The sequence below is a fragment of the Kurthia gibsonii genome, from assembly GCF_006539985.1.
In the GTDB taxonomy this organism is placed as follows: Bacteria; Bacillota; Bacilli; order Bacillales_A; family Planococcaceae; genus Kurthia; species Kurthia gibsonii.
Genome location: NZ_BJOB01000010.1, coordinates 1 through 22,114, shown reverse-complemented (window position 1 = coordinate 22,114; position 22,114 = coordinate 1). Strand labels below are relative to the sequence as shown.

Annotated in this window: 20 protein-coding genes; 18 read left to right on the top strand and 2 right to left on the bottom strand. The window is 37.2% G+C overall.

The genetic code is table 11. The features are described from left to right. Positions 1 to 7: 7 nt before the first annotated feature. From KGI01_RS04880 to KGI01_RS13805, 4 genes are all read left to right on the top strand, one after another. Positions 8 to 517, top strand: coding sequence for an RDD family protein (locus KGI01_RS04880; protein ID WP_082701376.1), 510 nt, complete (start codon positions 8 to 10; stop codon positions 515 to 517). An 81-nt stretch (positions 518 to 598) separates the two neighbouring features. Continuing rightward, positions 599 to 1,099, top strand: a complete 501-nt coding sequence (gene tpx / locus KGI01_RS04875; protein ID WP_141273750.1) for a thiol peroxidase — start codon at positions 599 to 601, stop codon at positions 1,097 to 1,099. Positions 1,100 to 1,164: 65 nt separating this feature from the next. Further along, positions 1,165 to 2,103: a class I SAM-dependent methyltransferase gene (locus KGI01_RS04870; RefSeq protein WP_068451902.1), complete on the top strand. Its 939-nt coding sequence runs from the start codon at positions 1,165 to 1,167 to the stop codon at positions 2,101 to 2,103. Position 2,104: 1 nt separating this feature from the next. Further along, a complete protein-coding gene (locus KGI01_RS13805; protein ID WP_165442694.1) occupies positions 2,105 to 2,272 on the top strand; it encodes a hypothetical protein in 168 nt (55 codons plus the stop codon). A gap of 51 nt (positions 2,273 to 2,323) precedes the next feature. On the opposite strand, the gene KGI01_RS04865 is transcribed toward KGI01_RS13805, so the two are convergent. After that, positions 2,324 to 2,770 (bottom strand): universal stress protein, encoded by a 447-nt coding sequence (locus KGI01_RS04865; protein WP_141273749.1) that lies wholly within the window; start codon positions 2,768 to 2,770, stop codon positions 2,324 to 2,326. 332 nt (positions 2,771 to 3,102) lie between these two features. On the opposite strand from KGI01_RS04865, the gene ald reads away from it, so the two are divergent. After that, complete coding sequence (gene ald, locus KGI01_RS04860; RefSeq protein WP_141273748.1) at positions 3,103 to 4,224, top strand: alanine dehydrogenase; 1,122 nt, start codon at positions 3,103 to 3,105, stop codon at positions 4,222 to 4,224. A 152-nt stretch (positions 4,225 to 4,376) separates the two neighbouring features. On the opposite strand, the gene KGI01_RS04855 is transcribed toward ald, so the two are convergent. Then, entirely contained in the window at positions 4,377 to 5,477 is a 1,101-nt protein-coding gene (locus KGI01_RS04855; RefSeq protein WP_141273747.1) for a M24 family metallopeptidase, read from the bottom strand. A gap of 243 nt (positions 5,478 to 5,720) precedes the next feature. On the opposite strand from KGI01_RS04855, the gene KGI01_RS04850 reads away from it, so the two are divergent. The 13 genes from KGI01_RS04850 (at position 5,721) to mdh (ending at position 22,091) form a co-directional block, all read left to right on the top strand. Further along, positions 5,721 to 6,401 carry a metal-dependent hydrolase gene (locus KGI01_RS04850; protein ID WP_141273746.1) on the top strand — a complete coding sequence of 227 codons (681 nt, stop codon included), beginning with the start codon at positions 5,721 to 5,723 and terminating at the stop codon, positions 6,399 to 6,401. Between the two features lie 131 nt (positions 6,402 to 6,532). Continuing rightward, entirely contained in the window at positions 6,533 to 7,843 is a 1,311-nt protein-coding gene (locus KGI01_RS04845; RefSeq protein ID WP_141273745.1) for a DRTGG domain-containing protein, read from the top strand. Positions 7,844 to 7,987: 144 nt separating this feature from the next. Next, the gene (locus KGI01_RS04840; RefSeq protein ID WP_141273744.1) at positions 7,988 to 8,926 is read left to right on the top strand and encodes a DHH family phosphoesterase; all 939 of its coding nucleotides are present in this window, start codon (positions 7,988 to 7,990) and stop codon (positions 8,924 to 8,926) included. A 16-nt stretch (positions 8,927 to 8,942) separates the two neighbouring features. Next, positions 8,943 to 12,011, top strand: coding sequence for a DNA polymerase III subunit alpha (gene dnaE / locus KGI01_RS04835; protein ID WP_141273743.1), 3,069 nt, complete (start codon positions 8,943 to 8,945; stop codon positions 12,009 to 12,011). A gap of 208 nt (positions 12,012 to 12,219) precedes the next feature. After that, on the top strand, positions 12,220 to 12,873 hold the full coding sequence (locus tag KGI01_RS04830; RefSeq protein WP_141273742.1) for a FadR/GntR family transcriptional regulator: 654 nt from the start codon (positions 12,220 to 12,222) through the stop codon (positions 12,871 to 12,873). Continuing rightward, positions 12,870 to 13,724: an acetyl-CoA carboxylase, carboxyltransferase subunit beta gene (gene accD, locus KGI01_RS04825; protein WP_141273741.1), complete on the top strand. Its 855-nt coding sequence runs from the start codon at positions 12,870 to 12,872 to the stop codon at positions 13,722 to 13,724. The genes KGI01_RS04830 and accD overlap by 4 nt, the downstream gene beginning before the upstream one ends. 2 nt (positions 13,725 to 13,726) lie before the next feature. Continuing rightward, complete coding sequence (gene accA, locus KGI01_RS04820) at positions 13,727 to 14,680, top strand: acetyl-CoA carboxylase carboxyl transferase subunit alpha (protein ID WP_141273740.1); 954 nt, start codon at positions 13,727 to 13,729, stop codon at positions 14,678 to 14,680. A gap of 185 nt (positions 14,681 to 14,865) precedes the next feature. Continuing rightward, complete coding sequence (pfkA, locus tag KGI01_RS04815) at positions 14,866 to 15,822, top strand: 6-phosphofructokinase (RefSeq protein ID WP_141273739.1); 957 nt, start codon at positions 14,866 to 14,868, stop codon at positions 15,820 to 15,822. 21 nt (positions 15,823 to 15,843) lie between these two features. Next, positions 15,844 to 17,604: a pyruvate kinase gene (pyk, locus tag KGI01_RS04810; protein ID WP_141273738.1), complete on the top strand. Its 1,761-nt coding sequence runs from the start codon at positions 15,844 to 15,846 to the stop codon at positions 17,602 to 17,604. A gap of 35 nt (positions 17,605 to 17,639) precedes the next feature. Continuing rightward, a complete protein-coding gene (locus KGI01_RS04805; protein WP_141273737.1) occupies positions 17,640 to 18,035 on the top strand; it encodes an FxsA family protein in 396 nt (131 codons plus the stop codon). 442 nt (positions 18,036 to 18,477) lie between these two features. Next, entirely contained in the window at positions 18,478 to 19,593 is a 1,116-nt protein-coding gene (gene citZ / locus KGI01_RS04800) for a citrate synthase (protein WP_141273736.1), read from the top strand. 99 nt (positions 19,594 to 19,692) lie between these two features. After that, on the top strand, positions 19,693 to 20,955 hold the full coding sequence (gene icd, locus KGI01_RS04795; RefSeq protein ID WP_068451948.1) for an NADP-dependent isocitrate dehydrogenase: 1,263 nt from the start codon (positions 19,693 to 19,695) through the stop codon (positions 20,953 to 20,955). Between the two features lie 197 nt (positions 20,956 to 21,152). Further along, the gene (mdh, locus tag KGI01_RS04790) at positions 21,153 to 22,091 is read left to right on the top strand and encodes a malate dehydrogenase (protein ID WP_087680401.1); all 939 of its coding nucleotides are present in this window, start codon (positions 21,153 to 21,155) and stop codon (positions 22,089 to 22,091) included. Positions 22,092 to 22,114: the final 23 nt, after the last annotated feature.

The window sequence follows — 22,114 nt, the reverse complement described above, 5'->3', positions numbered from 1 at the left end:
TTTTCGCATGACACAATTTGCAACGCAAATCGAAATGCAAGAATCCGCTATTTTTGAACATAAATCAGCGGGATTTTGGGTTCGCTTTTTCGCTTTTTTAATTGATGTATTATTAGTAAACACTGTCCTAGTTGGTCTGCTGTTACAAAACATTATTCCCAAGTCGATTTGGGAAAATGAATTGATTTTATATATCTCGATTTCAGCTGTTTTATCAGGCGTGATGTTTTACATTTACTTCATCTTGATGACAAAATTTTTAAGTCAGACATTAGGTAAGATGATTTTTGGTTTAAAAGTCGTACGAGATGATGGGGAACCTCTTTCATGGTCTACTGTGCTATTTCGTGAAGGTGTAGGGCGCTTTATTTCGATGACAGTGAAAATTTTATATTTAATCATTCCATTCACACCCAAGCATAAAGCTGTCCATGATTTCATTGCAGATACACATGTTATCCATGAAAGAGCATATAGTAAAAAAGAACAAGTAGTATCGCAAACAGTCGAAGTATAAAGAATGAAGGCTTCATAGTTGCGTAGTAAAGTGTAATTTTAGTAGAATTGGAAGTAGAAATTTTGAGGAGGCGTTTTGAGAATGGCAAATGTAACATTTATTAATAATCCAGTAACACTAGTAGGCGAAGAAGTAACTGTAGGTTCAAAAGCACCTGATTTTAAAGTTGTAGATAACGGTTTAGGTGAAAAAACATGGAAAGATTTCGCTGGTAAAAAAGTGTTAATTTCAGTTGTACCTTCTTTAGACACAGGCGTTTGTGATGCACAAACACGTCGTTTCAATGAAGAAGCGGCATCATTCGGTGATGATGTTGTGGTACTGACGATTTCTATGGACTTACCATTCGCACAAAAACGTTGGTGTGGCGCAAACGGTATTGAAAATGTTATTACATTATCAGATCACCGCGATGCATCATTTGGTGAAGCTTATGGCGTATTAATGAAAGAACTTCGCTTATTAGCTCGTTCAATCTTCGTAATTAATGAAGCTGGTGAAGTCACTTACACAGAATATGTTCCAGAAGGCACAAACCACCCAGATTACGATCGTGCTTTAGAAGCTTTAAAAACACTTTAATTAAAAACATGAACGTTAGGGCCTGTCCTGTAAAGGATAGTCCCTTTCGTGTTTAGGAGTATCAAATGGAAAAAATAGAAAATATTTTCACTTATTTAGATGAACAATCTAAAAAAGTAAGCAAAGAATTTGATGTTACGTATTTAGACGGTCTTCTATCTACTTTAACGCAATTAGTGGAAGAACCTGAATCATCTATTCTAAAAGAAGTATCAAAAGAGCAAGTGAGAAAGGCAATTCAACTCGCTTTATTAAAAGGCATGCGTAAAAACGTACAGCCAAATCATCAAATGACACCTGATTCTCTTGGTTTTTTAGTAGGCTATTTTGTCGAGCAGTTCTTTGAAAAGCAATTAAAAGAGCAAGAGAAGGTTACATTACTTGATCCAACAATTGGTACAGGGAACCTAATGATGACTGTAATGAATCATTTAGACGGTAAAATTGAAGGAATTGGTGTAGAGATTGATGAACTATTAATTCAACTCGCTGCAGTTTCAGCTGATTTACAGGAGCAACCGGTTGCTTTATATCGTCAAGATGCGTTACAACACCTTTTAATCGATCCTGTTGATGGGGTAATTTGCGATCTACCTGTTGGATATTATCCAGATACAGAATATGCAGAGAACTTTGAAATTCATAAAGAAGACGGTATGACGTATGCACACCATTTATTAATTGAGCAATCGATGAACCATACGAAAGACGGTGGCTACTTATTCTTCTTAGTACCGAATAACTTATTTGAATCAGAACAGGCACCTTTACTTTATAGTTATGTGCAAAAACATGCGTGGATTCAAGCGGTTGTTCAGTTACCTGAAAATCTTTTTAAACAAAAAGAGATGGGAAAAAGTTTATTCATTTTACAGAAGAAAAAAGAAGGCGAACAAGCAGTTAAAGATGTGCTACTCGCGAAAGTTCCAAGACTAGACAATATTCAAGCGCTCGAAACTTTCTTCGCACGCGTACAAAATTGGAAGAAAGAAGAGAAGAAATAAATTGAATCCACAATATAAGCAATATGAAAACACAGAATTATGGGCAACCATTTGGCAATCCCTCGATGAATTAGTTGAGAATGGTGACTTAGAAGAAAAAACACCAAGAGGTCATATTGTTGGTTACCTGTGTGAAAAGCTCACTAAAGAACAAGAACAAGAAAAGTAATAGAAAAAGAGAAATCGCATTGAATCGCGATTTCTCTTTTTTAATTGGTGATTATTCAGCTGCTGGTGTACGTACAACTAATACGTCACATTTTGCAGAGCGTACGATGCTTTCAGATACACTACCGATTAGGAAGCGCTCTACAGCATTTAGACCAGTCGCACCACATACGATTAAATCAGCTACTGTTTTTTCAGCAACGTCTTTTGTAATCATTGTTTTTGGTGAACCGTATTCGATTAATGTTTTCACTTCTTTTACGCCATGTTGTTCAGCAATTGTTTTATATTCGTTTAATTTTTCTTCAGCAAAGCTTTGAGCGCGTTCAGCGATTGAGCGATCATACGCTTCGATTGCTGCGAAAGAACGTGTATCGATGATGTTTACTAGGTGTAAAACCGCATCGTTACGTTGTGCTACCTCTACTGCTTTGTTGAATGCGTATTCTGCTTCTGCAGAACCATCTACTGCTACAATAATGTTGTTATAAGTTGTCATAATAAAATTCCTCCTCTTTGCTTTTATAAGCATATTATAACATTCTATATCAATTCACAAATCCCTCTTTTTTAAATGGAATTGGAACAAATTGTGAATTTTTCATCAAAAAATTAATTAGAAAAATCAAAAAATTTAATATAATAAAATAGCATATTTTGTTATTTTTACATAAAAAAAGAGTTTATAACCTTTTTGTAAACGCAATTATTTGGAAAAAAGAAAAAAACTTGAAAATTATTTTGCAAAAAGTCGTAAAAATCTGTTAAGATAGATTTGTTTGAAGAGATAAGTTTAACTTCATATATACTTTTATCTTTAGGAGGATGGGCATGAAAATTGGTATTCCAAAGGAAATCAAAAACAATGAAAATCGTGTAGCAATTACACCAGCAGGCGTTGTGAACTTTAAGGTATCAGGTCACGATGTTGTCGTAGAAAAGGGCGCTGGTATTGGTTCAGGATTTACAGATGAAGAATATATTGAAGCAGGGGCAGTGATCGTAGACCAAGCAGGCGCTTGGAATGTTGATATGGTCATGAAAGTTAAAGAACCAATCGAATCAGAATATGGCTTCTTTACAGAAGGCTTGATCTTATTCACTTATTTACACTTAGCACCAGAACCAGCTCTAACAAAAGCATTAATCGATAAAAAAGTGACAGCAATTGCTTACGAAACGGTACAATTACCAAACCGTTCACTACCACTATTAACACCAATGAGTGAAGTTGCAGGTCGTATGGCAACACAAATTGGTGCACAGTATTTAGAAAAACAAGAAGGCGGTAAAGGTATTTTACTAGGCGGCGTACCAGGGGTGTCACGCGGTAAAGTAACAGTAATCGGCGGCGGTATGGCTGGCGCAAATGCTGCGAAAATCGCTGTAGGTATGGGTGCAGATGTAACAATTATCGATTTAAGCCCAGAACGTTTACGTGAATTAGATGATCAATTCGGTACAGATGTTCATACACTTATTTCAAACCCATATAACATTGCAGAGTCTGTAAAGCAATCTGATTTAGTAATCGGTGCTGTATTAATTCCAGGTGCTAAAGCGCCAAAATTAGTAACAGAAGAGATGATTAAATCGATGTCACCAGGTTCAGTTGTTGTTGATATCGCAATCGACCAAGGTGGTATTTTCGAAACATCAGATCGTATTACAACACATGATGAGCCAACCTATGTGAAGCATGGTGTGGTTCACTATGCAGTAGCAAATATGCCAGGTGCAGTACCACGTACAGCAACAATGGCTTTAACAAATAATACAGTACCTTACGCAGTACAAATTGCGAATAAAGGTTATGTAAAAGCATGCTTAGATAATGAAGCATTACGTAAAGGCTTAAACGTATTAGATGGTCATGTAACGTTCGATGCAGTTGCAGAAGCGCTTGGTTACGAATACGTTCCAGCTGACGCTTTATTACAAGCAAAAGCATAATCCAAAATGATTCATACAAAGGGAATTAGGGGTTAGTTTGTTTGTGAGTAGATAACGTATAAATAGAGATTGATGTAGGTCAATCCATTGTATAAAAAAAGAGAAATTCCAAAGCCAATTGGCAGCGGAATTTCTCTTTTGTTTTTTAACACTTATTTTGGTTCAACAATGTGTAGCTCTTTAGGGAATGATGTTAGAATTTCAACACCATCTTTTGTCACAACAACATCATCTTCGATACGTACGCCAGCTGTGTCACCTTTATAAACACCTGGTTCAATCGTGAAAACCATACCTTCCACTAAAGGCAATTCATTTGAACCATGGATAGAAGGAGTTTCGTGTAAACCAATTCCAAGGCCATGTCCTAGACGGTGTGTGAAATATTCACCAAAACCAGCATCTTCAATTTTTTGACGCGCTGCACGGTCTAAGTCCATTGTACGAACACCTGGTTTAACTAAATCAATTGCGGCTTTATTTGCGCTTAGTACAGCATCATATACTGCTTTTTGCGCTGTATTTGGTTCACCGAATGCAACTGTACGTGTAATATCAGAACAGTAACCTTCATAAACAACACCTAAATCAAACAGTACTAGGTCACCTTTTTTAATTTTTGTGTTACCTGGTGTGCCATGTGGAGAAGCAGCATTTAATCCTGTTAATACCATTGTATCGAATGACATATAGTAACCCTTTTGAAGGATTGCAGCTTCGATTGCTGATAGTACTTCAAGTTCTGTTTTACCTTCAGCTAATTCATCGCAACCTACTTGAATCGCATAGTCAGCAAGTTTTGCTGCTTCACGAATTTTTTCCACTTCATCAGCAGATTTAACAATACGTAAATCTGTTAATAATTGATCAATTCCAACAACTGAACTGTTCGGATAGAAGCGTTGTAAAGTATCTAAACGTTCTACTGTTAAATGTGATTTTTCAATTGCTAATGTTTGAATGGCGCTAACAGATTGAGCTGCTTTATTTGCAAGTACTTCAAAAGCATCTTCCTGATCGTCGTGACCTACTACATCGTATGTCCAGCCAGCTGCCTTCGCATCAGTAACCTCCATTTTTGGACAAATCATAAATGGTGCAGCATCTTTAAAAATAAGAATGCCTAGTAAGCGCTCATGTGGATCACTTAAAAATCCTGATAGATAAAAAACATTTTCAGGAGTTGTGATGAATGCAGCATCAATGTTTGCTGCTTGTAAATGATGTTGAATTTTTTCGATTTTAGATGACATAATGTCGTCTCCTCTCAAATCTCTATAATTGAATTTCGTCTGACTTGGGTATAGAACAAACGTAAGAAAAAATGTATGTACTAGTTATCTTAGGTTTCCATTTTGTAACAGAATATGTTACAAATGAGATACGTACATTTCACATGAAGTCACGTTAATCTAAAACAAGTGTACCGCTTTACAAGTGTATCAAAAAACAGCATTTGTGTGTAATGTAATCCATATTTTAAGGAGGATTTTTCAATGCAAATATCATTTCATGGACATTCAGTTGTAAAAATCAAAACGAATGACAAGGTCATTTTAATTGACCCATTCATTAATGGAAATAGTCAAACGGATTTAAAAGTGGAATCAGAATCACCAGATGTAATCTTACTAACACATGGTCACAATGATCATGTTGGTGATACAGTTGAATTGGCAAAAAAACACGATGCACTTGTAGTTGCTCCAAATGAATTAGCAGATTACCTATCTTGGCAAGGTGTACGCGTTCATAATATGCATATTGGTGGCGCTTATACATTTGATTTTGGAACAGTTAAATATACACAGGCATTCCATGGGTCTTCCTATGTAACAAAGGACAAACAAATTATTTATACAGGAATGCCAGGTGGTATCTTATTTATAGCAGAGGGCAAAACAATCTATCACGCAGGTGATACAGCGCTGTTTAGTGATATGAAATTAATTGGTGAACGACATCCGATTGACGTTGCGTTTGTACCAATTGGTGACAACTTTACAATGGGACCAAGAGATGCTGCAACGGCAGTAGCGTTTTTAAAACCAAAATTAGCTGTACCGATTCATTACAATACATTTCCTGTAATTGAGCAAGACCCAACCCATTTTGCAAAATTAGTTGAGGGAACAGAAGTATTAATTATGTCCGCAGGAGATGTAATCGAACGCTAGTTTTATGAGAAATCCACTGAAAACGCTAAATTTGTAGCAAATATACTGTACTTTTGTTTTAAAAAGCAGCACGACAAAACAGGAAATATGGTACACTAGGGGTAGAATGAAGTTGGAAAATAGGTGATTCTTTGGCTACTAAACATGAAAAGATAATTCAATACATCGAGACTTTACCTGTAGGTGATAAAATCTCTGTACGTCAAATTGCAAAAGATATGGCAGTAAGTGAAGGAACAGCTTATCGCGCGATTAAAGAAGCAGAGACACGTCGCTTAGTCAGTACGATTGAGCGTGTAGGGACGATTCGTATTGAGAAGAAGAAAAAAGAGAATATTGAACGTTTAACTTTTGCTGAAATTGTTAACATTGTGGATGGACAAGTACTAGGTGGTAAAAGTGGATTGCATAAAACATTGACGAAATTTGTTATTGGTGCAATGAAGTTAGATGACATGATGCGTTATACGGATGCAGGCAGTTTATTAATTGTTGGTAACCGTTCGAATACGCATTTGAATGCTTTAAAAGCAGGAGCTGCTGTATTAATTACAGGTGGTTTCGATGCGGATGAAGAAGCGCGTCGCTTAGCGGATGAACTTGATTTACCTATTATTTCTTCAAGTTACGATACCTTTACAGTTGCAACGATGATTAATCGCGCTATTTATGATCAGTTAATTAAAAAAGAGATTCTATTAATTGAAGATATTGTTATACCAATTGAAGACACTTCATATTTAAAATCAACTGACACAGTACGTGACTTTAATGAATTAAATTCTCGTACAACACATGGTGGCTATCCAGTTGTTGATAAACAGAAGAAAACAGTTGGTATTGTGACATCAAAAGACGTAATTGGTAAGCAAGAATCAGACTCGATTGATCGTTTGATGACACGTAATCCAATTACAGTTACAATGAAGACGAGTGTAGCAACAGCTGGACACCGTATGATTTGGGAAGGAATCGATTTATTACCTGTTACAGATGAACACGGTGTGTTACAGGGCGTTGTAAGTCGTCAGGATGTATTAAAGGCGATGCAAATGGCTCAGCGTCAACCACAGCATGGCGAAACGATTGATGACCTTGTGAAAAATGAGATGAAGCTTGAAAAAGACGAAGACGATTCAACGGTTGAATTTACGGTAACACCGCAAATGACGAATCAGTTTGGTGCGATTTCATATGGAGCTTTCACAACATTATTAGTAGAAGCAGGAGCAGCCGCTTTGAAAAAAACAAAGCGAGGCGACAGTGTGGTTGAAAATATGACCATCTATTTCATGAAGCCTGTGCAAATGGAAAAAACCATTCAAGTGTTACCGAAAATTTTAGATATGAGTCGTAAATTTGCGAAAATTGATTTTGAAGTTTATAGTGATGAAATATTAGTATGTAAGGCACTTGTGACATTCCAAGTATTAGAACGATAAAGAAGTATTGGGTGATTTTATTGCCCAATACTTTTTTTATTCACGATTTCAGATAAAATAACTCAGAAATAAATACACGCTATACAAAAACTGTTAAAATAGAAAGCAGTATTTTCGTTAATTTAATTTAAGGGAGCGATTTAGATGAAAAAACAAATTATTGAATGTATTGAAAAGTATCAAACGATTATCATTCATCGTCATGTACGTCCAGATGAAGATGCCTATGGTTCGCAAATGGGGCTAGCTACACTCATTCAATCAAATTATCCCGAAAAAACAGTATACACACCTGGTACACATGATCCGTCACTTACATATTTAGGTGAACCCGTACATGCGGAAGATGAAGCATATAATGGCGCTCTAGTGATTGTCACAGATACAGCGAACCAAGAACGTATTGATGATCAACGTTATACAAGGGGTGAGATATTAATTAAAATAGACCATCATCCAAATGATGATGCTTATGGTGACATTACATGGGTAGACACATCTGCGAGTTCTTGTTCAGAATTGATTTATGAGCTATATGAATATGGGGAAGAACATCGTGCTTGGGGGCTTCCTGCACAGGCAGCACGTTATTTATTTGCTGGAATTGTAGGCGATACAGGACGTTTTAAATTCCCAAGTGCAACAGAAAAAACATTTAAAACAGCAAGTAAATTAGTAAAGCATGACTTTGATCGCTCTACGCTATTTGATGGTATGTATGAATTGAGTAGAGAATTGCTACAATTACAAGGTTACATTTATCAAAATTTCCATATGAACGAAAATGGTGCAGCTTATATTAAGTTGCCAAAAGAATTACTAGAAGAATATGGAGTCACAGCGCTCGAAACAAGTGCGCTTGTCAGTTCTTTAGGAAATGTAAAAGGAATTCGTGCATGGGCTATTTTTGTTGAAGAGCCAGATCAAATTCGTGTTCGTTTACGTTCGAAAGGTTTAATTATTAATACGATTGCTAAACAATTTAGAGGCGGCGGTCACCCATTTGCTTCGGGGGCTACAATTTATGATTGGTCAGAGGCAGATGATTTAATCGCACAATTAGACGAGGTTTGTGCGCAATAGAAAGGAGAAGAAATGAATGGATGCTCATTTCCCGCAAATCATAACGTCTGCAAGTATGCTGGATAGTATTGTGAAAATCGAAGAATTATCAGCTGCTTTACAATCGTATGAGCATGCAACAGTTGCCATTACAGACCGTAAGTTATATGGCTTACTTCATTTCAATCAAGTTATGAAAAAAGCACATATACAACCAGTCTTAGGACTGACAGTAGATCTTGTGTGCCAAGAAAATCTCACGATACCACTTGTTTTATATGCAACGAATCAACAAGGTTACCAACATCTAATCAAAATTTCTTCTGCAATCTCGTTAAGAGAGCAAGAAGATTTACCGTTAAAATGGTTACTTGGTTATCAAAAGGGGCTAATTGTCATGTTACCTGTTGCAATGACACATCATTGTGATGAAGTCATACAAATGGTTCAACAGTTACATGAACAATTAGAATATTTCTATTTAGGGATTGAGCGAGCGAATGGAATCATCCACGAACAAGAATCGCTGTGGCGTGATGTTGCACAATTTGAACAACTAAAAGTGATGGCAACCCAGCGCGTCCATTTTTTAAACGAAGAAGACGTGGAGGCCTATACAGTAGCGAAAGCGATTCAGCAAGGTGTGCGTGTAGAGGACAGAGAGCCGCTTAATTCAATCGAACGTGCACACTATTTACCAACAATGTTGCAATTAAAAGAGTGGTTTCAAGATGTGCCTGAATGGTTAACTACAACAGCAGAAGTGTTAAATCAGTGTAAAGTTGAATTAACGTATGAACAGTATTATATGCCGAAATTTCAACCATTAGAAGCAGGAAAAACGGCAGAGAATTTACTTGCTGAACAGTGTCAAAAAGGTTTGCAAGAGCGTGGTTTTGCAGGGCAACAACTATACGAAGAACGTTTGCAATATGAACTACGTGTCATCAATGATATGGGTTATGCAGATTACTTCTTAATCGTAGCAGACTATATCGCTTTTGCGCGTTCAAAACGTATTTTAACAGGGCCAGGTCGTGGTTCGTCTGCGAGTTCACTCGTTGCTTATTGTTTACGTATTACGAATGTCGACCCTATACAATATGATCTTCTCTTTGAGCGGTTTTTAAATCCGGCACGTATTACATTACCTGATATTGATGTCGATTTTGCAGATGCTAAAAGACAAGAAGTGATTGAGTATGTAGCAAAAAAGTACGGAGCCTCGCATACAGCACAAATCATTACATTTGGTACATTATCAGCAAAAGCAGTAGCACGTGATGTCGCACGTGTTCTAGGTTTTACAACAGAGGAAATGGCTCAAATTTCTGCGCTCATACCTTCAAAGTCAGGAACAATGTTACGAGATGCCGAGGCAGCGTTTGAACAATGGATTGGTACAGATGAGCATAAATCGAAGTGGCTACAAATTGCGAAGCGTTTAGAAGGCTTACCACGTAACGCTTCGACTCATGCAGCTGGTGTTATTTTATCACCAATCTCTTTACCAGAAGTTGTCCCGATTGAAAGAGGTAGCGACGACATCTATATGACGCAATGGCCGATGAAAGAAGTTGAAACAGTCGGCTTATTGAAAATGGACTTTTTAGGATTGCGTAATTTATCCATACTCGACCATATTCGATATCTTATTTATGTAGGTGAACGACGTGTGCTAGATTTTGAAAAAATTCCTTTAGATGATGTGAGAACATATCAATTACTACAACAAGGTGATACAACAGGGGTATTCCAATTGGAGTCTGCTGGTATGCGACAAGCTTTAAAAGAAGTATATCCAACTAGCTTTTTAGATTTAGTAGCAGTGAATGCGTTGTATCGTCCAGGTCCAATGGATTTTATTCCTGTTTACAGTAGAAGGAAGCATGGGCAAGAACAGGTCGTTTTACCTCATCCGATACTTGCGCCGATTCTCAATGAAACGTATGGTGTCATCGTCTATCAAGAGCAAATTATGCGAATTGCTGCTGTTTTTGCAGGTTTTACATTAGGTGAGGCAGATGTATTAAGACGAGCAGTTAGTAAAAAAGAAAAAAGTATATTAGATCAAGAACGTCAACCTTTTGTAAGGGGTGCTCTACAGAATGGGTACGATGAAAATGTAGCAAATGAGGTATATGATTTAATTGTTCGTTTTGCGAATTATGGTTTTCCTAAAAGTCATGCAGTTGCCTATAGTTTAATTACGTATCAAATGGCTTATTTAAAGGCCAATTTTGCACCGTATTTCTATGCGGCTCTCTTAACAAGTGTTATGGGAGATCGAGAAAGGCAGTTGAAAATCTTGCAAGAAGTACGTGCAAAAGGTATCCCATTACTTCGCCCCTCAATTCAAAAAAGCGGAAAGAGTTACCGTGTTGAAAACGGCAGTATCCGATTAGCATTAGGAGCAATCCGTGGCGTGCCTCAAACTTTTTTGAAAAAGTTACAGCAAATGCAACAAGTGAAAAAAGATTGGAAAAGCATTTTTGATATGGCATTAAGTATATCAGCACAACATTTTAAAGAAAAAACAATTGAAGCTTTAATCAAAGCAGGTGCTTTAGACGATTTTGAACAAGATCGTCAAACACTTCTAGCTACTGTTAGTCGTGCTGAAAATCTCGCTAAATTGTATGCACCTGATGAAGAAACGACTGTGTTGTATGACACACGAATTTACGGTGTACCGAAGCATGCTGAAGCAGAACCTATGATTGAAAAAGAAAAATTACAAGGTGAAAAAGAAGTTCTTGGCTTCTATATTTCGAAGCATCCAGTTGAGCAGTTGAAAGCGAAAATGGGGCAACCAGTAGTTCCAATACATCGAGTTTCTTCTATTAAAATAGGTGCAGCGATTCAAGTCATAGCAGCGATTCAAAACATAAAAGTAATTCGTACGAAAAACGGCGAGCAAATGGCTTTCTTAACAGTAGAGGATGAAACAGCAACACTATCCGTTACAGTTTTTCCAAAGGTATTTGAACAAATCAAGTCCTTATTAGAGGAAGATTCTATTTTATATATTGAGGGAAAAGTAGAGTCGCGGCAGCAACAAGTACAGTTAATTGCACAAAAAGTACAAGATGTGAAGTCTTTATAAAAAGTAAGTGGTTGTGTTTTATAACAAAGCATAGCCATTTGCTTTTTCTTTTTAACGAAAAGAAGTAATCAAATTTAATGGAAAATGATTCAAAAAATGAATGAGTAAAAAGTCTAGAATTACATGATTTTACTTTACTAACTAAAAAAACTTTTGTATGCTATAAAAAGTGGTCAGACCACTTTTGTGAAGATGGGGAGTTGAAGCGATGAATGTAGAGAAGTCCGCGCCAAAAAGATTTATTCAAATAGTGAAAGAACTTCGAGAAATTATTCGAATTGAAGAAATTGGACCAGGTGATAAACTGCCTTCAGAACGTGTATTGGCAGAAAGACTAGGTGTTGGGCGATCTTCTGTACGTGAGGCTTTACGAAGTATGGAGCTGCTAGGCTTAATTGAAACCAAACATGGTGGTGGCACGTTCCTATCCGATTTTAGAAATCATAAATTAGTAGAAGTATTATCTACATTTGTTTTACAAGAAGAAAAAGATTTAGTAAATGTTCATCACACACAACAAATTTTAGAGCGCGATGCGATTGTTGAAGTTGCAACAGACGAAAAGCTTTGTAAATTACCTGTGTGGGAAAGTTTACTACATATGTTAATTATTGAAGGTCAAATTGAACGAGAAATTTTAGTTCGAGAATTGATGGTATCATCACATAATCGATTAGTATTTAAAATTTGGATGATTTTAAATCAATTCGGTAAGTCACTGTATCGAGGACAATCGACTCCAGCGGAACGAGAAGTACTAGCGACATTTATAAGTGAATTAATTGCAGGGAATCCTGCTCAGGCGGTTCAGGCCTATGAGGTATGGATTGATTTGTTAACTGAAGGGGAGAATATGGAATGAGTATAAAAAATATATTTTCAAAAACAAAACCGAATAAAGTAAAAAAAGCACAGGTTCAACATGATATTAAAGCAGGCGTTATGCATCAATGTTCAGAATGTAAGCATGTAATGGTTACAAAAGAATTACAGAAGAACTTATATGTTTGTCCAAAATGTAATTATCATAACAAAATCAATTCACAACAACGAATGAATCTAGTGATTGACGAAGGTACATTCCAATCAATTGATGATAATTTAAAAACAACGAACCCACTTGGCTTCCCGGGATACGTTGAAAAAGTACAAGTAGATCAAGCGAAGACGGGTTTGAATGAAGCAGTGCTAACAGGTATCGGCCAGATTGATGGTCAAACGATCGTGTTAGCAGTTATGGATTCGTTCTTCCGAATGGGGTCAATGGGGTCAGTAGTCGGTGAAAAAATTACACGTGCGATTGAAAAAGCAACGGAATTAAAAGTACCATTTATTATCTTTACTGCAAGTGGTGGCGCACGCATGCAAGAAGGTGCATTGTCGCTAATGCAAATGGCGAAAACATCTGTAGCACTTGAAAAACATAGTCGTGAAGGTCAGTTATATGTATCGGTTATGACACACCCCACGACAGGTGGCGTATCAGCAAGTTTTGCATCTGTTGGTGATATCAATTTAGCTGAACCACAAGCGTTAATCGGCTTTGCAGGTCGTCGTGTTATTGAACAGACTGTACGTGAAAAATTGCCGGATGATTTCCAAACAGCAGAGTTTTTATTAAAGCATGGTCAATTAGATAAAATTGTCCCTCGACATGAGATGAAAGATACATTAAGTACGATTGTTCGTTTACACACGAAGGGAGACAACTAGTCATGGAACAAACATTACCATTTGAAAAACCATTAATTGAACTACAAGCTAAAATTTCTGAGTTAAAATCAGTAACGGAGAGCGCTGATATTGATTTTACAGAAGAAATTAAGCATCTTGAAACGAAATTTGAAACACTTCAAAAAGAGATTTATTCAAACTTAGAACCTTGGGATCGTGTTCAAATTGCGCGTCACACTATGCGTCCAACAAGCTTAGATTACATTCACGCCATCTTTGATGATTTTATCGAACTTCATGGTGATCGAAATTACGGAGATGATGAAGCTTTAATCGGTGGGATTGCAAGTATTGATGGACAAGCTGTAACTGTCATAGGACACCAAAGAGGTAAGGCAACAAAAGAAAACATTCGTCGTAATTTTGGTATGCCGCATCCAGAAGGTTACCGTAAAGCGCTTCGCTTAATGAAACAGGCAGAAAAATTCAACCGACCAATTATTTGTTTTGTTGATACAAAGGGAGCTTACCCTGGCAAAGCAGCTGAAGAACGTGGACAAAGTGAAGCAATTGCACGTAACTTGGTTGAGATGGCTGGTTTAACCGTTCCTGTTTTATCTGTTGTAATTGGAGAAGGCGGTAGTGGTGGTGCGCTTGGTATTAGTGTAGCTAATCGCATTTACATGCTTGAAAACTCAACATTCTCAGTTATTTCACCAGAAGGTGCGGCATCGATTTTATGGAAGGATGCTTCACTTGCAAAAGATGCGGCAGAAGCAATGCGAATTACAGCTCCTAACTTAAAAGAAATGGCTGTAATCGATGAAATTATTCCTGAAGTTTTAGGTGGGGCACATAAAAACCCAGAGGAGCAGGCAGAATTTGTCGCAGCATCAATTCGTCAAGGGCTACAAGACTTTAAGGACTTCTCGAAAGAACAATTAGTGAACCAACGCTATGATAAATTCCGTGTGATTGGCTCGTTCGAACAATAAAAATTTGTAAAATATATTTCCAAAGTAAGATTTAGCAGTTATGATAGGGTATAAATAAAGAGGAGGGCTGTTTCGAAGAATAGAGTATATTCATCGTAACAGCCTCATTCTTTCAACACATAGCTGCTTAATCTGTATTCATTATGCTATTGTGTAAAGTGTAAAAACTTGCAGGAGGGGAAGACATGAAAAAAATCGGAGTCTTAACGAGTGGTGGCGATTCACCTGGTATGAATGCCGCAATTCGAGCAGTCGTACGTAAAGCGATTTATCATGGTTTAGAAGTTGCTGGTATTTTTCATGGATATCAAGGCTTAATTGATGGAAATATAAAGCCGTTAGAACGTGGTGATGTTGGTGATATTATCCAACGTGGCGGAACAATGCTTTATTCAGCACGTTGTCTTGAATTCAAAGAAGAAGCGGGACAATTAAAAGCCATTGAACAATTACGTGCACATGAAATTGATGGCTTAGTTGTCATTGGCGGTGATGGTTCTTATCGTGGTGCGAAGGCATTAACAAAGCGAGGGATTCCATGTGTCGGTGTTCCAGGAACAATTGATAATGATATTGCAGGAACAGACTATACGATTGGTTTTGATACAGCGCTTAACACTGTTATTGAAGCCATTGATAAAATTCGTGATACTGCCACATCCCATGATCGTTCTTTTATTATTGAAGTGATGGGACGAGATGCAGGTGATTTAGCACTTTGGGCAGGATTAGCAGGTGGAGCAGAAACAATCTTAATACCAGAAGAGCCGCATGATTTAAAAGATATGGCGGAACGTCTGAAACGTGGTCGAGATCGCGGTAAAAAACATAGTATTATTATTGTGGCAGAAGGTGTGATGTCAGGACAAGATTTACAGGTGAAATTGCTTGAAATGGGAATTGAAACACGTGTATCTGTACTTGGACATATCCAACGAGGCGGTTCCCCAACAGCTAGAGATCGTGTATTAGCTTCTCAGATGGGTGCAAAAGCAGTGGAGTTACTATTACAAAATAACGGCGGAAAAGCTGTTGGTATGCGTAATCACGAAATTATCGCACATGATTTTGATGAAGTGTTTGAAGAAAGTCCTGAATTTGATAACGAGATGTACAAGTTATCGAAAGAACTATCGATTTAATAAAATTGGAGTGGTCGTGTAATGAGAAAAACTAAAATTGTTTGTACAATTGGTCCAGCAAGTGAATCAAAAGAAACATTAAAAAAATTAATTGCATCAGGTATGAATGTTGCGCGTTTAAACTTTTCACATGGTAGTCATGAAGAACACGCGGAACGAATCAAAACAATTCGCGAAGCAGCAGAAGAAATGAATAAGATCGTCGCGATTTTACTGGATACAAAAGGTCCTGAAATTCGTACACACCAAATGGAAAATGATGCAATTGATTTAGTTACAGGTCAAAAAATTGCGATTTCAATGACAGAAGTACTTGGTAACCAAGAAGTCTTTTCAATCACATATGACAAATTAATTGAGGATGTATCAGAAGGCTCGATTATTTTATTAGACGATGGATTAATCGAATTACGTGTAACATCGATTGATTCAGAAAAAGGGTTAATTCATACAATCGTTGAAAATGCAGGAACACTTAAAAATAAAAAAGGCGTAAACGTACCAGGCGTATCTGTACAGTTACCAGGTATTACGGAGAAAGATGCAAGCGATATTTTATTCGGAATTGAACAAAAAGTTGATTTTATTGCAGCTTCATTCGTTCGTCGTCCAAAAGATGTTTTAGAAATTCGTACGTTACTTGAGTCGAATGATGCTGGCCATATTCAAATCATTCCAAAGATTGAAAATCAAGAAGGCGTAGATAACATCGACGAGATTTTAAAAGTTTCAGATGGTTTAATGGTTGCGCGTGGAGACTTAGGTGTAGAAATCCCAGCTGAAGAAGTACCAGTAGTTCAAAAAAGTTTAATTAAAAAATGTAATAAACTAGGTAAACCTGTTATTACAGCAACACAAATGCTAGACTCGATGCAACGTAACCCACGTCCAACACGTGCTGAAGCATCTGATGTAGCAAACGCGATCTTAGATGGTACAGATGCAATCATGCTTTCAGGTGAAACAGCAGCAGGTCTATACCCTGTAGAATCTGTTGCAACAATGGCGAAAATTGCAGAGCGTATCGAAAATACGTTGGATCATAAAGCAATTGTACGCGCGCAAAGTAAAGAACAAGGTATTAGTATGACCGATTCAATCGCACAATCTGTAGCATATACGTCAATTAATTTGCAGGTATCTGCGATTTTAGCACCAACAGAGAGTGGTTATACAGCGAAAACAATTGCGAAATATCGTCCAGGTGTAGCAGTTGTAGCAGTAACTTCTTCTGAGATTACAGCGCGTAAATTGGCTCTTGTTTGGGGTGTTATGCCAATCGTTGCACAAAAAGTACGTAATACAGATGGTATTTTAGAATTAGCAGTTCAAGAAAGTTTAAAACATCATTTTGTCTCGTATGGCGATGTAGTTGTCATTACAGCAGGTGTACCAGTTGGTCAAGCAGGTACAACAAACTTAATGAAAGTACATGTAATTGGCGATATTTTAACAAAAGGTCAAGGAATCGGTAAATCAGTTGCGAATGGCCAAGCAATTGTTGTAAAAGATGCAGAAGAAGCAAATGCAGTCGATACGACGGGACGTATTATTGTCACAATTGGTTCAGATCGTGACATGATGCCAGCAGTGGAAAATTGTGCAGGACTGATTACCGAAGAAGGTGGATTAACTTCTCATGCGGCTGTTGTTGGACTATCACTTGGTATTCCTGTTATTGTAGGAGTGAAGGACGCAACAAAGTTAATTAAATCAGATCAAGAAATTTCAATGGATGCCACTTCAGGTGTGATTTATCACGGCTATTCAAGCATTCTTTAAAATAGCGTCGCCCTTCAATTGAAGGAGGAAAAATAATGCGTAAATTTTTATTTATACTATTACTTGTACCGATTGTCGAGATTGCATTCGTTTTACTATCAGGTAAGTTAATTGGTGCATGGTGGACAATTGCTTGTATCTTGTTAACGGGTGCTTTGGGTATTTATTTACTCAAAAAAGAAGGTCTAAAAGCAAAACAATCTTTTCAACAAAGTATGCGACAAGGGCAACCACCCGGTTTTGCGCTTATTGATGGAATTTTCGTTTTAGTTGCAGGTGTTTTATTAATCTTGCCAGGGTTCTTATCAGATTTACTGGGCATCTTATTGATTTTAAAACCAGTTCGTCATGCATTAAGACCTCTGATGATTCGCTGGCTAAAGAAAAAATATCAAACAAGTAACGTAGTAGTATACACGCATGATGCATAAAGAGTAAAAAAGCGGAAATTAGTAGGGTAATATGACCTCTAATTTCCGTTTTTAATTGAAAAAAACGATATTTATGTGGCAGTTTTTTTGATGTAAAGTAGCAACTTGATTTTAGCTATAAGTTTTAAATTCCCTTTTATTTACATAAAAACGCGATTTTTGCCGAGTATTTAGAATAAAATAGTAAAAAATAGTAAAATTTAGAATAAAATGAACCTTTTTGGCTGCTTTGAAATTCATCATTTTTCTGTTTAATGTATGTAAAATACTATAAAAAGTGGTGTTTGCATAAAATGATGTCTTTTCATTCACAAAGCCGTCAAAATTGATTATAATGTTTTATGTAAGCGATTTACTTATAGGTTCATATGATATTTTTGGGGTAGCCTTTCCTGTTTTAGGGAATGGTTACAAAGAGAAATGTAAAAAGGAGAGATATATTATGGCATCAACTAAAGGTTTAGAAGGTATCGTAGCTGCAGAAACGAAGATTAGTTCGATTATCGATGACACATTAACTTATGTAGGTTACAACATCGATGACTTAACAAACAATGCAACATTTGAAGAGGTAGTTTTCTTATTATGGCATACACGTCTTCCAAAAGCTGACGAGTTAGCTGAACTAAAACAACAATTAGCTGATAACATGGAAATTCCTTCAGCAATCGTTGAATTATTCAAATCTATGCCTCTAAAAACAGTACATCCAATGGCAGCTCTTCGTACAGCTGTATCAATGTTAGGTACTTTTGATGATGAAGCAGATGTTATGGAACCAGAAGCGAATTACCGCAAAGCAATTCGTCTACAAGCGAAAATTGCTACAGTTGTTACAACTTTTGCACGTGTTCGTAACGGTCAAGAACCAATTGATCCAAAACCAGAACTTGGTTACGCTGCAAACTTCTTATACATGCTAAAAGGTGAAGAGCCAGCTCCAATCGAAATCGAAGCGTTCGATAAAGCTTTAATCTTACACGCTGACCACGAATTAAATGCATCTACATTCACTGCACGTGTATGTGTTGCTACATTATCTGATGTTTACTCTGGTGTTACTGCTGCAATCGGCGCTCTTAAAGGTCCATTACACGGTGGTGCAAATGAGCAAGTTATGAAAATGTTAAGCGAAATCGGTTCAGTTGATAACGTTGAAACATATATTCAAACTAAATTAGATAACAAAGAAAAAATCATGGGCTTCGGACACCGCGTATACCGTAAAGGTGACCCACGTGCACCACACTTACGTGCAATGTCTGAAAAATTAACAAAATTAACTGGTAAACCAGAACTATATGATATGTCAGTTAAAATCCATGACATGATTGTAACTCAAAAAGGTCTTCCAGCTAACGTTGACTTCTTCTCAGTGTCAGTTTACGACTCTTTAGGTATCGAACATGACCTATTCACACCAGTATTTGCAGTATCTCGTACTTCTGGTTGGGTAGCTCATATCTTAGAACAATATGCTAACAACCGTTTAATCCGTCCACGTGCCGAGTATGTTGGACCAGGAATGCAAACATACGTAGCAATTGAAGAAAGATAATACTGACTTCTTGATTGTTATGTTATAATATAAAAGTCATAGGGCGGGGCTGTTATAGCACTAGCCCTATGATTATGAATATAGTAGGAGGCGCAATTCATGTCTGAAAAAATCGTAGTAGAAAATGGTGTTTTAAACGTACCAAACAATCCAACAATCCCATTCATCATCGGTGACGGTATCGGTCCTGATATCTGGCACGCTGCTTCACGCGTTATCGACGCTGCAGTAAACAAAGCTTACAATGGTGAAAAGAAAATCGAATGGTTAGAAGTTTTAGCTGGTGAAAAAGCATTCAACCAAACAGGCGAATGGTTACCACAAGAAACTTTAGACAAAATTAACGAATACTTAATCGCAATCAAAGGTCCACTTACTACACCAATCGGTGGCGGTATCCGTTCATTAAACGTAGCATTACGTCAAACTCTTGACTTATATGTATGCTTACGTCCTGTTCGTCACTTTGACGGTGTTCCTTCACCTGTTAAAAAACCAGAAGATGTTGACATGGTAATCTTCCGTGAAAACACAGAAGATATCTACGCTGGTATCGAGTACAAAGCTGGTTCAGATGAGCAAAAGAAACTATTAAACTTCTTACAAAATGAATTAGGCGTTAACAAAATTCGTTTCCCAGAAACTTCAGGTTTAGGTATTAAACCAGTTTCTAAAGAAGGTACAGAACGTTTAGTTCGTGCTGCAATCAACTATGCAATCGAACACAAAAAACCTTCTGTAACATTAGTTCACAAAGGTAACATCATGAAATTCACTGAAGGTGGATTCAAACAATGGGGTTACGATTTAGCTGCTAACGAATTCGGCGATCAAGTATTTACTTGGGCTCAATACGATGCAATCGTAGAAGCTGAAGGTAAAGAAGCTGCTGATAAAGCGCAAGCTGAAGCAGAAGCTGCTGGCAAAATCATTGTAAAAGATTCAATCGCTGATATCTTCTTACAACAAATCCTTACTCGTCCAAATGAGTTCGACGTTGTTGCAACAATGAACTTAAACGGTGACTACATTTCAGATGCACTTGCTGCACAAGTTGGTGGTATCGGTATCGCTCCAGGAGCTAACATTAACTATGTAACTGGTCATGCGATCTTCGAAGCTACTCACGGTACTGCTCCGAAATATGCTGGTCAAGATAAAGTAAACCCATCTTCAGTATTACTTTCAGGCGTATTAATGCTTGAACACTTAGGATGGCAAGAAGCTGCTGACTTAATTACTAACTCAGTAGAAAAAACAATCTCTTCTAAAGTTGTAACTTACGACTTTGCTCGTCTAATGGACGGTGCTACAGAAGTGAAATGTTCAGAGTTCGCTGATGAACTAATCAAAAACCTTTAATCTTTAAAGGCTTTTATAACCCGTTAGAAGCATTTGATTCTAACGGGTCTTTTTTATGCAATTTACAAAATCGTGACATATCTAAAAGGATTAACGATTGTTTTCCGTTTTTGAAGGGTATAAAAAGAGGGAATGAAGTATAATAAAGGTATTCGTCATCCAACGAAAATAAGAAAAGTATGAGGAGTGTTTTACACATGTCTTTAAAACGTAAAAAGATTGCTGTTATTGGTAGTGGCTATACAGGAGCAACGGCTGCATTTTTAATTGCCCAAAAAGAATTAGCAGATGTTGTGATTGTCGATCTTCCGAAAGTAGAAAACCCAACTAAAGGGAAGGCACTTGATATGTACGAGGCATCACCGGTTCAGAATTTTGATGCACGTGTAACAGGGACGTCAGATTACGCGCGTATTGAAGGTTCAGATGTGGTCTTAATTACTGCAGGTGTGGCACGTAAGCCAGGAATGAGTCGCGATGATTTAGTTCAAATTAATCAAGGTGTTATGAAATCTGTTGCGAAAGAAATTGTAAAACATGCACCAAATGCTGTCATTATTGTTTTAACAAATCCTGTTGATGCGATGACATATACGATTTTTAAAGAAACAGGTTTCCCGAAAAATCGCGTAATTGGTCAATCGGGTGTACTTGATACAGCCCGTTTCCGCGCATTTGTAGCAGAAGAATTAAATGTATCTGTTAAAGATGTATCTGGCTTCGTATTAGGAGGTCATGGAGATACAATGGTTCCTTTAACGCGTTACTCTTTTGCTGGGGGGATTCCGCTTGAAACATTAATTCCAAAAGAACGTCTGACAGAAATCGTCAACCGTACACGTACAGGTGGAGCAGAGATTGTGAATTTATTAGGTGATGGGTCAGCTTATTATGCACCAGCCGCTGCTATGGTTGAAATGGCAGAAGCGATTATCAAAGACCAACGTCGTATTTTACCATCTATTGCTTATTTAGAAGGTGAGTATGGTTACGAAGATTTATATTTAGGTGTTCCAACATTACTTGGTAGTAATGGAATTGAGAAAATTTATGAACTTGAACTAACGGAAGAAGAAAAAACAGCGCTCGATTATTCAGCAGAAGCTGTTCGTGATGTAATGAAAGCGCTAGTGTAATAAATATAAAAGGAGCTTGGGAC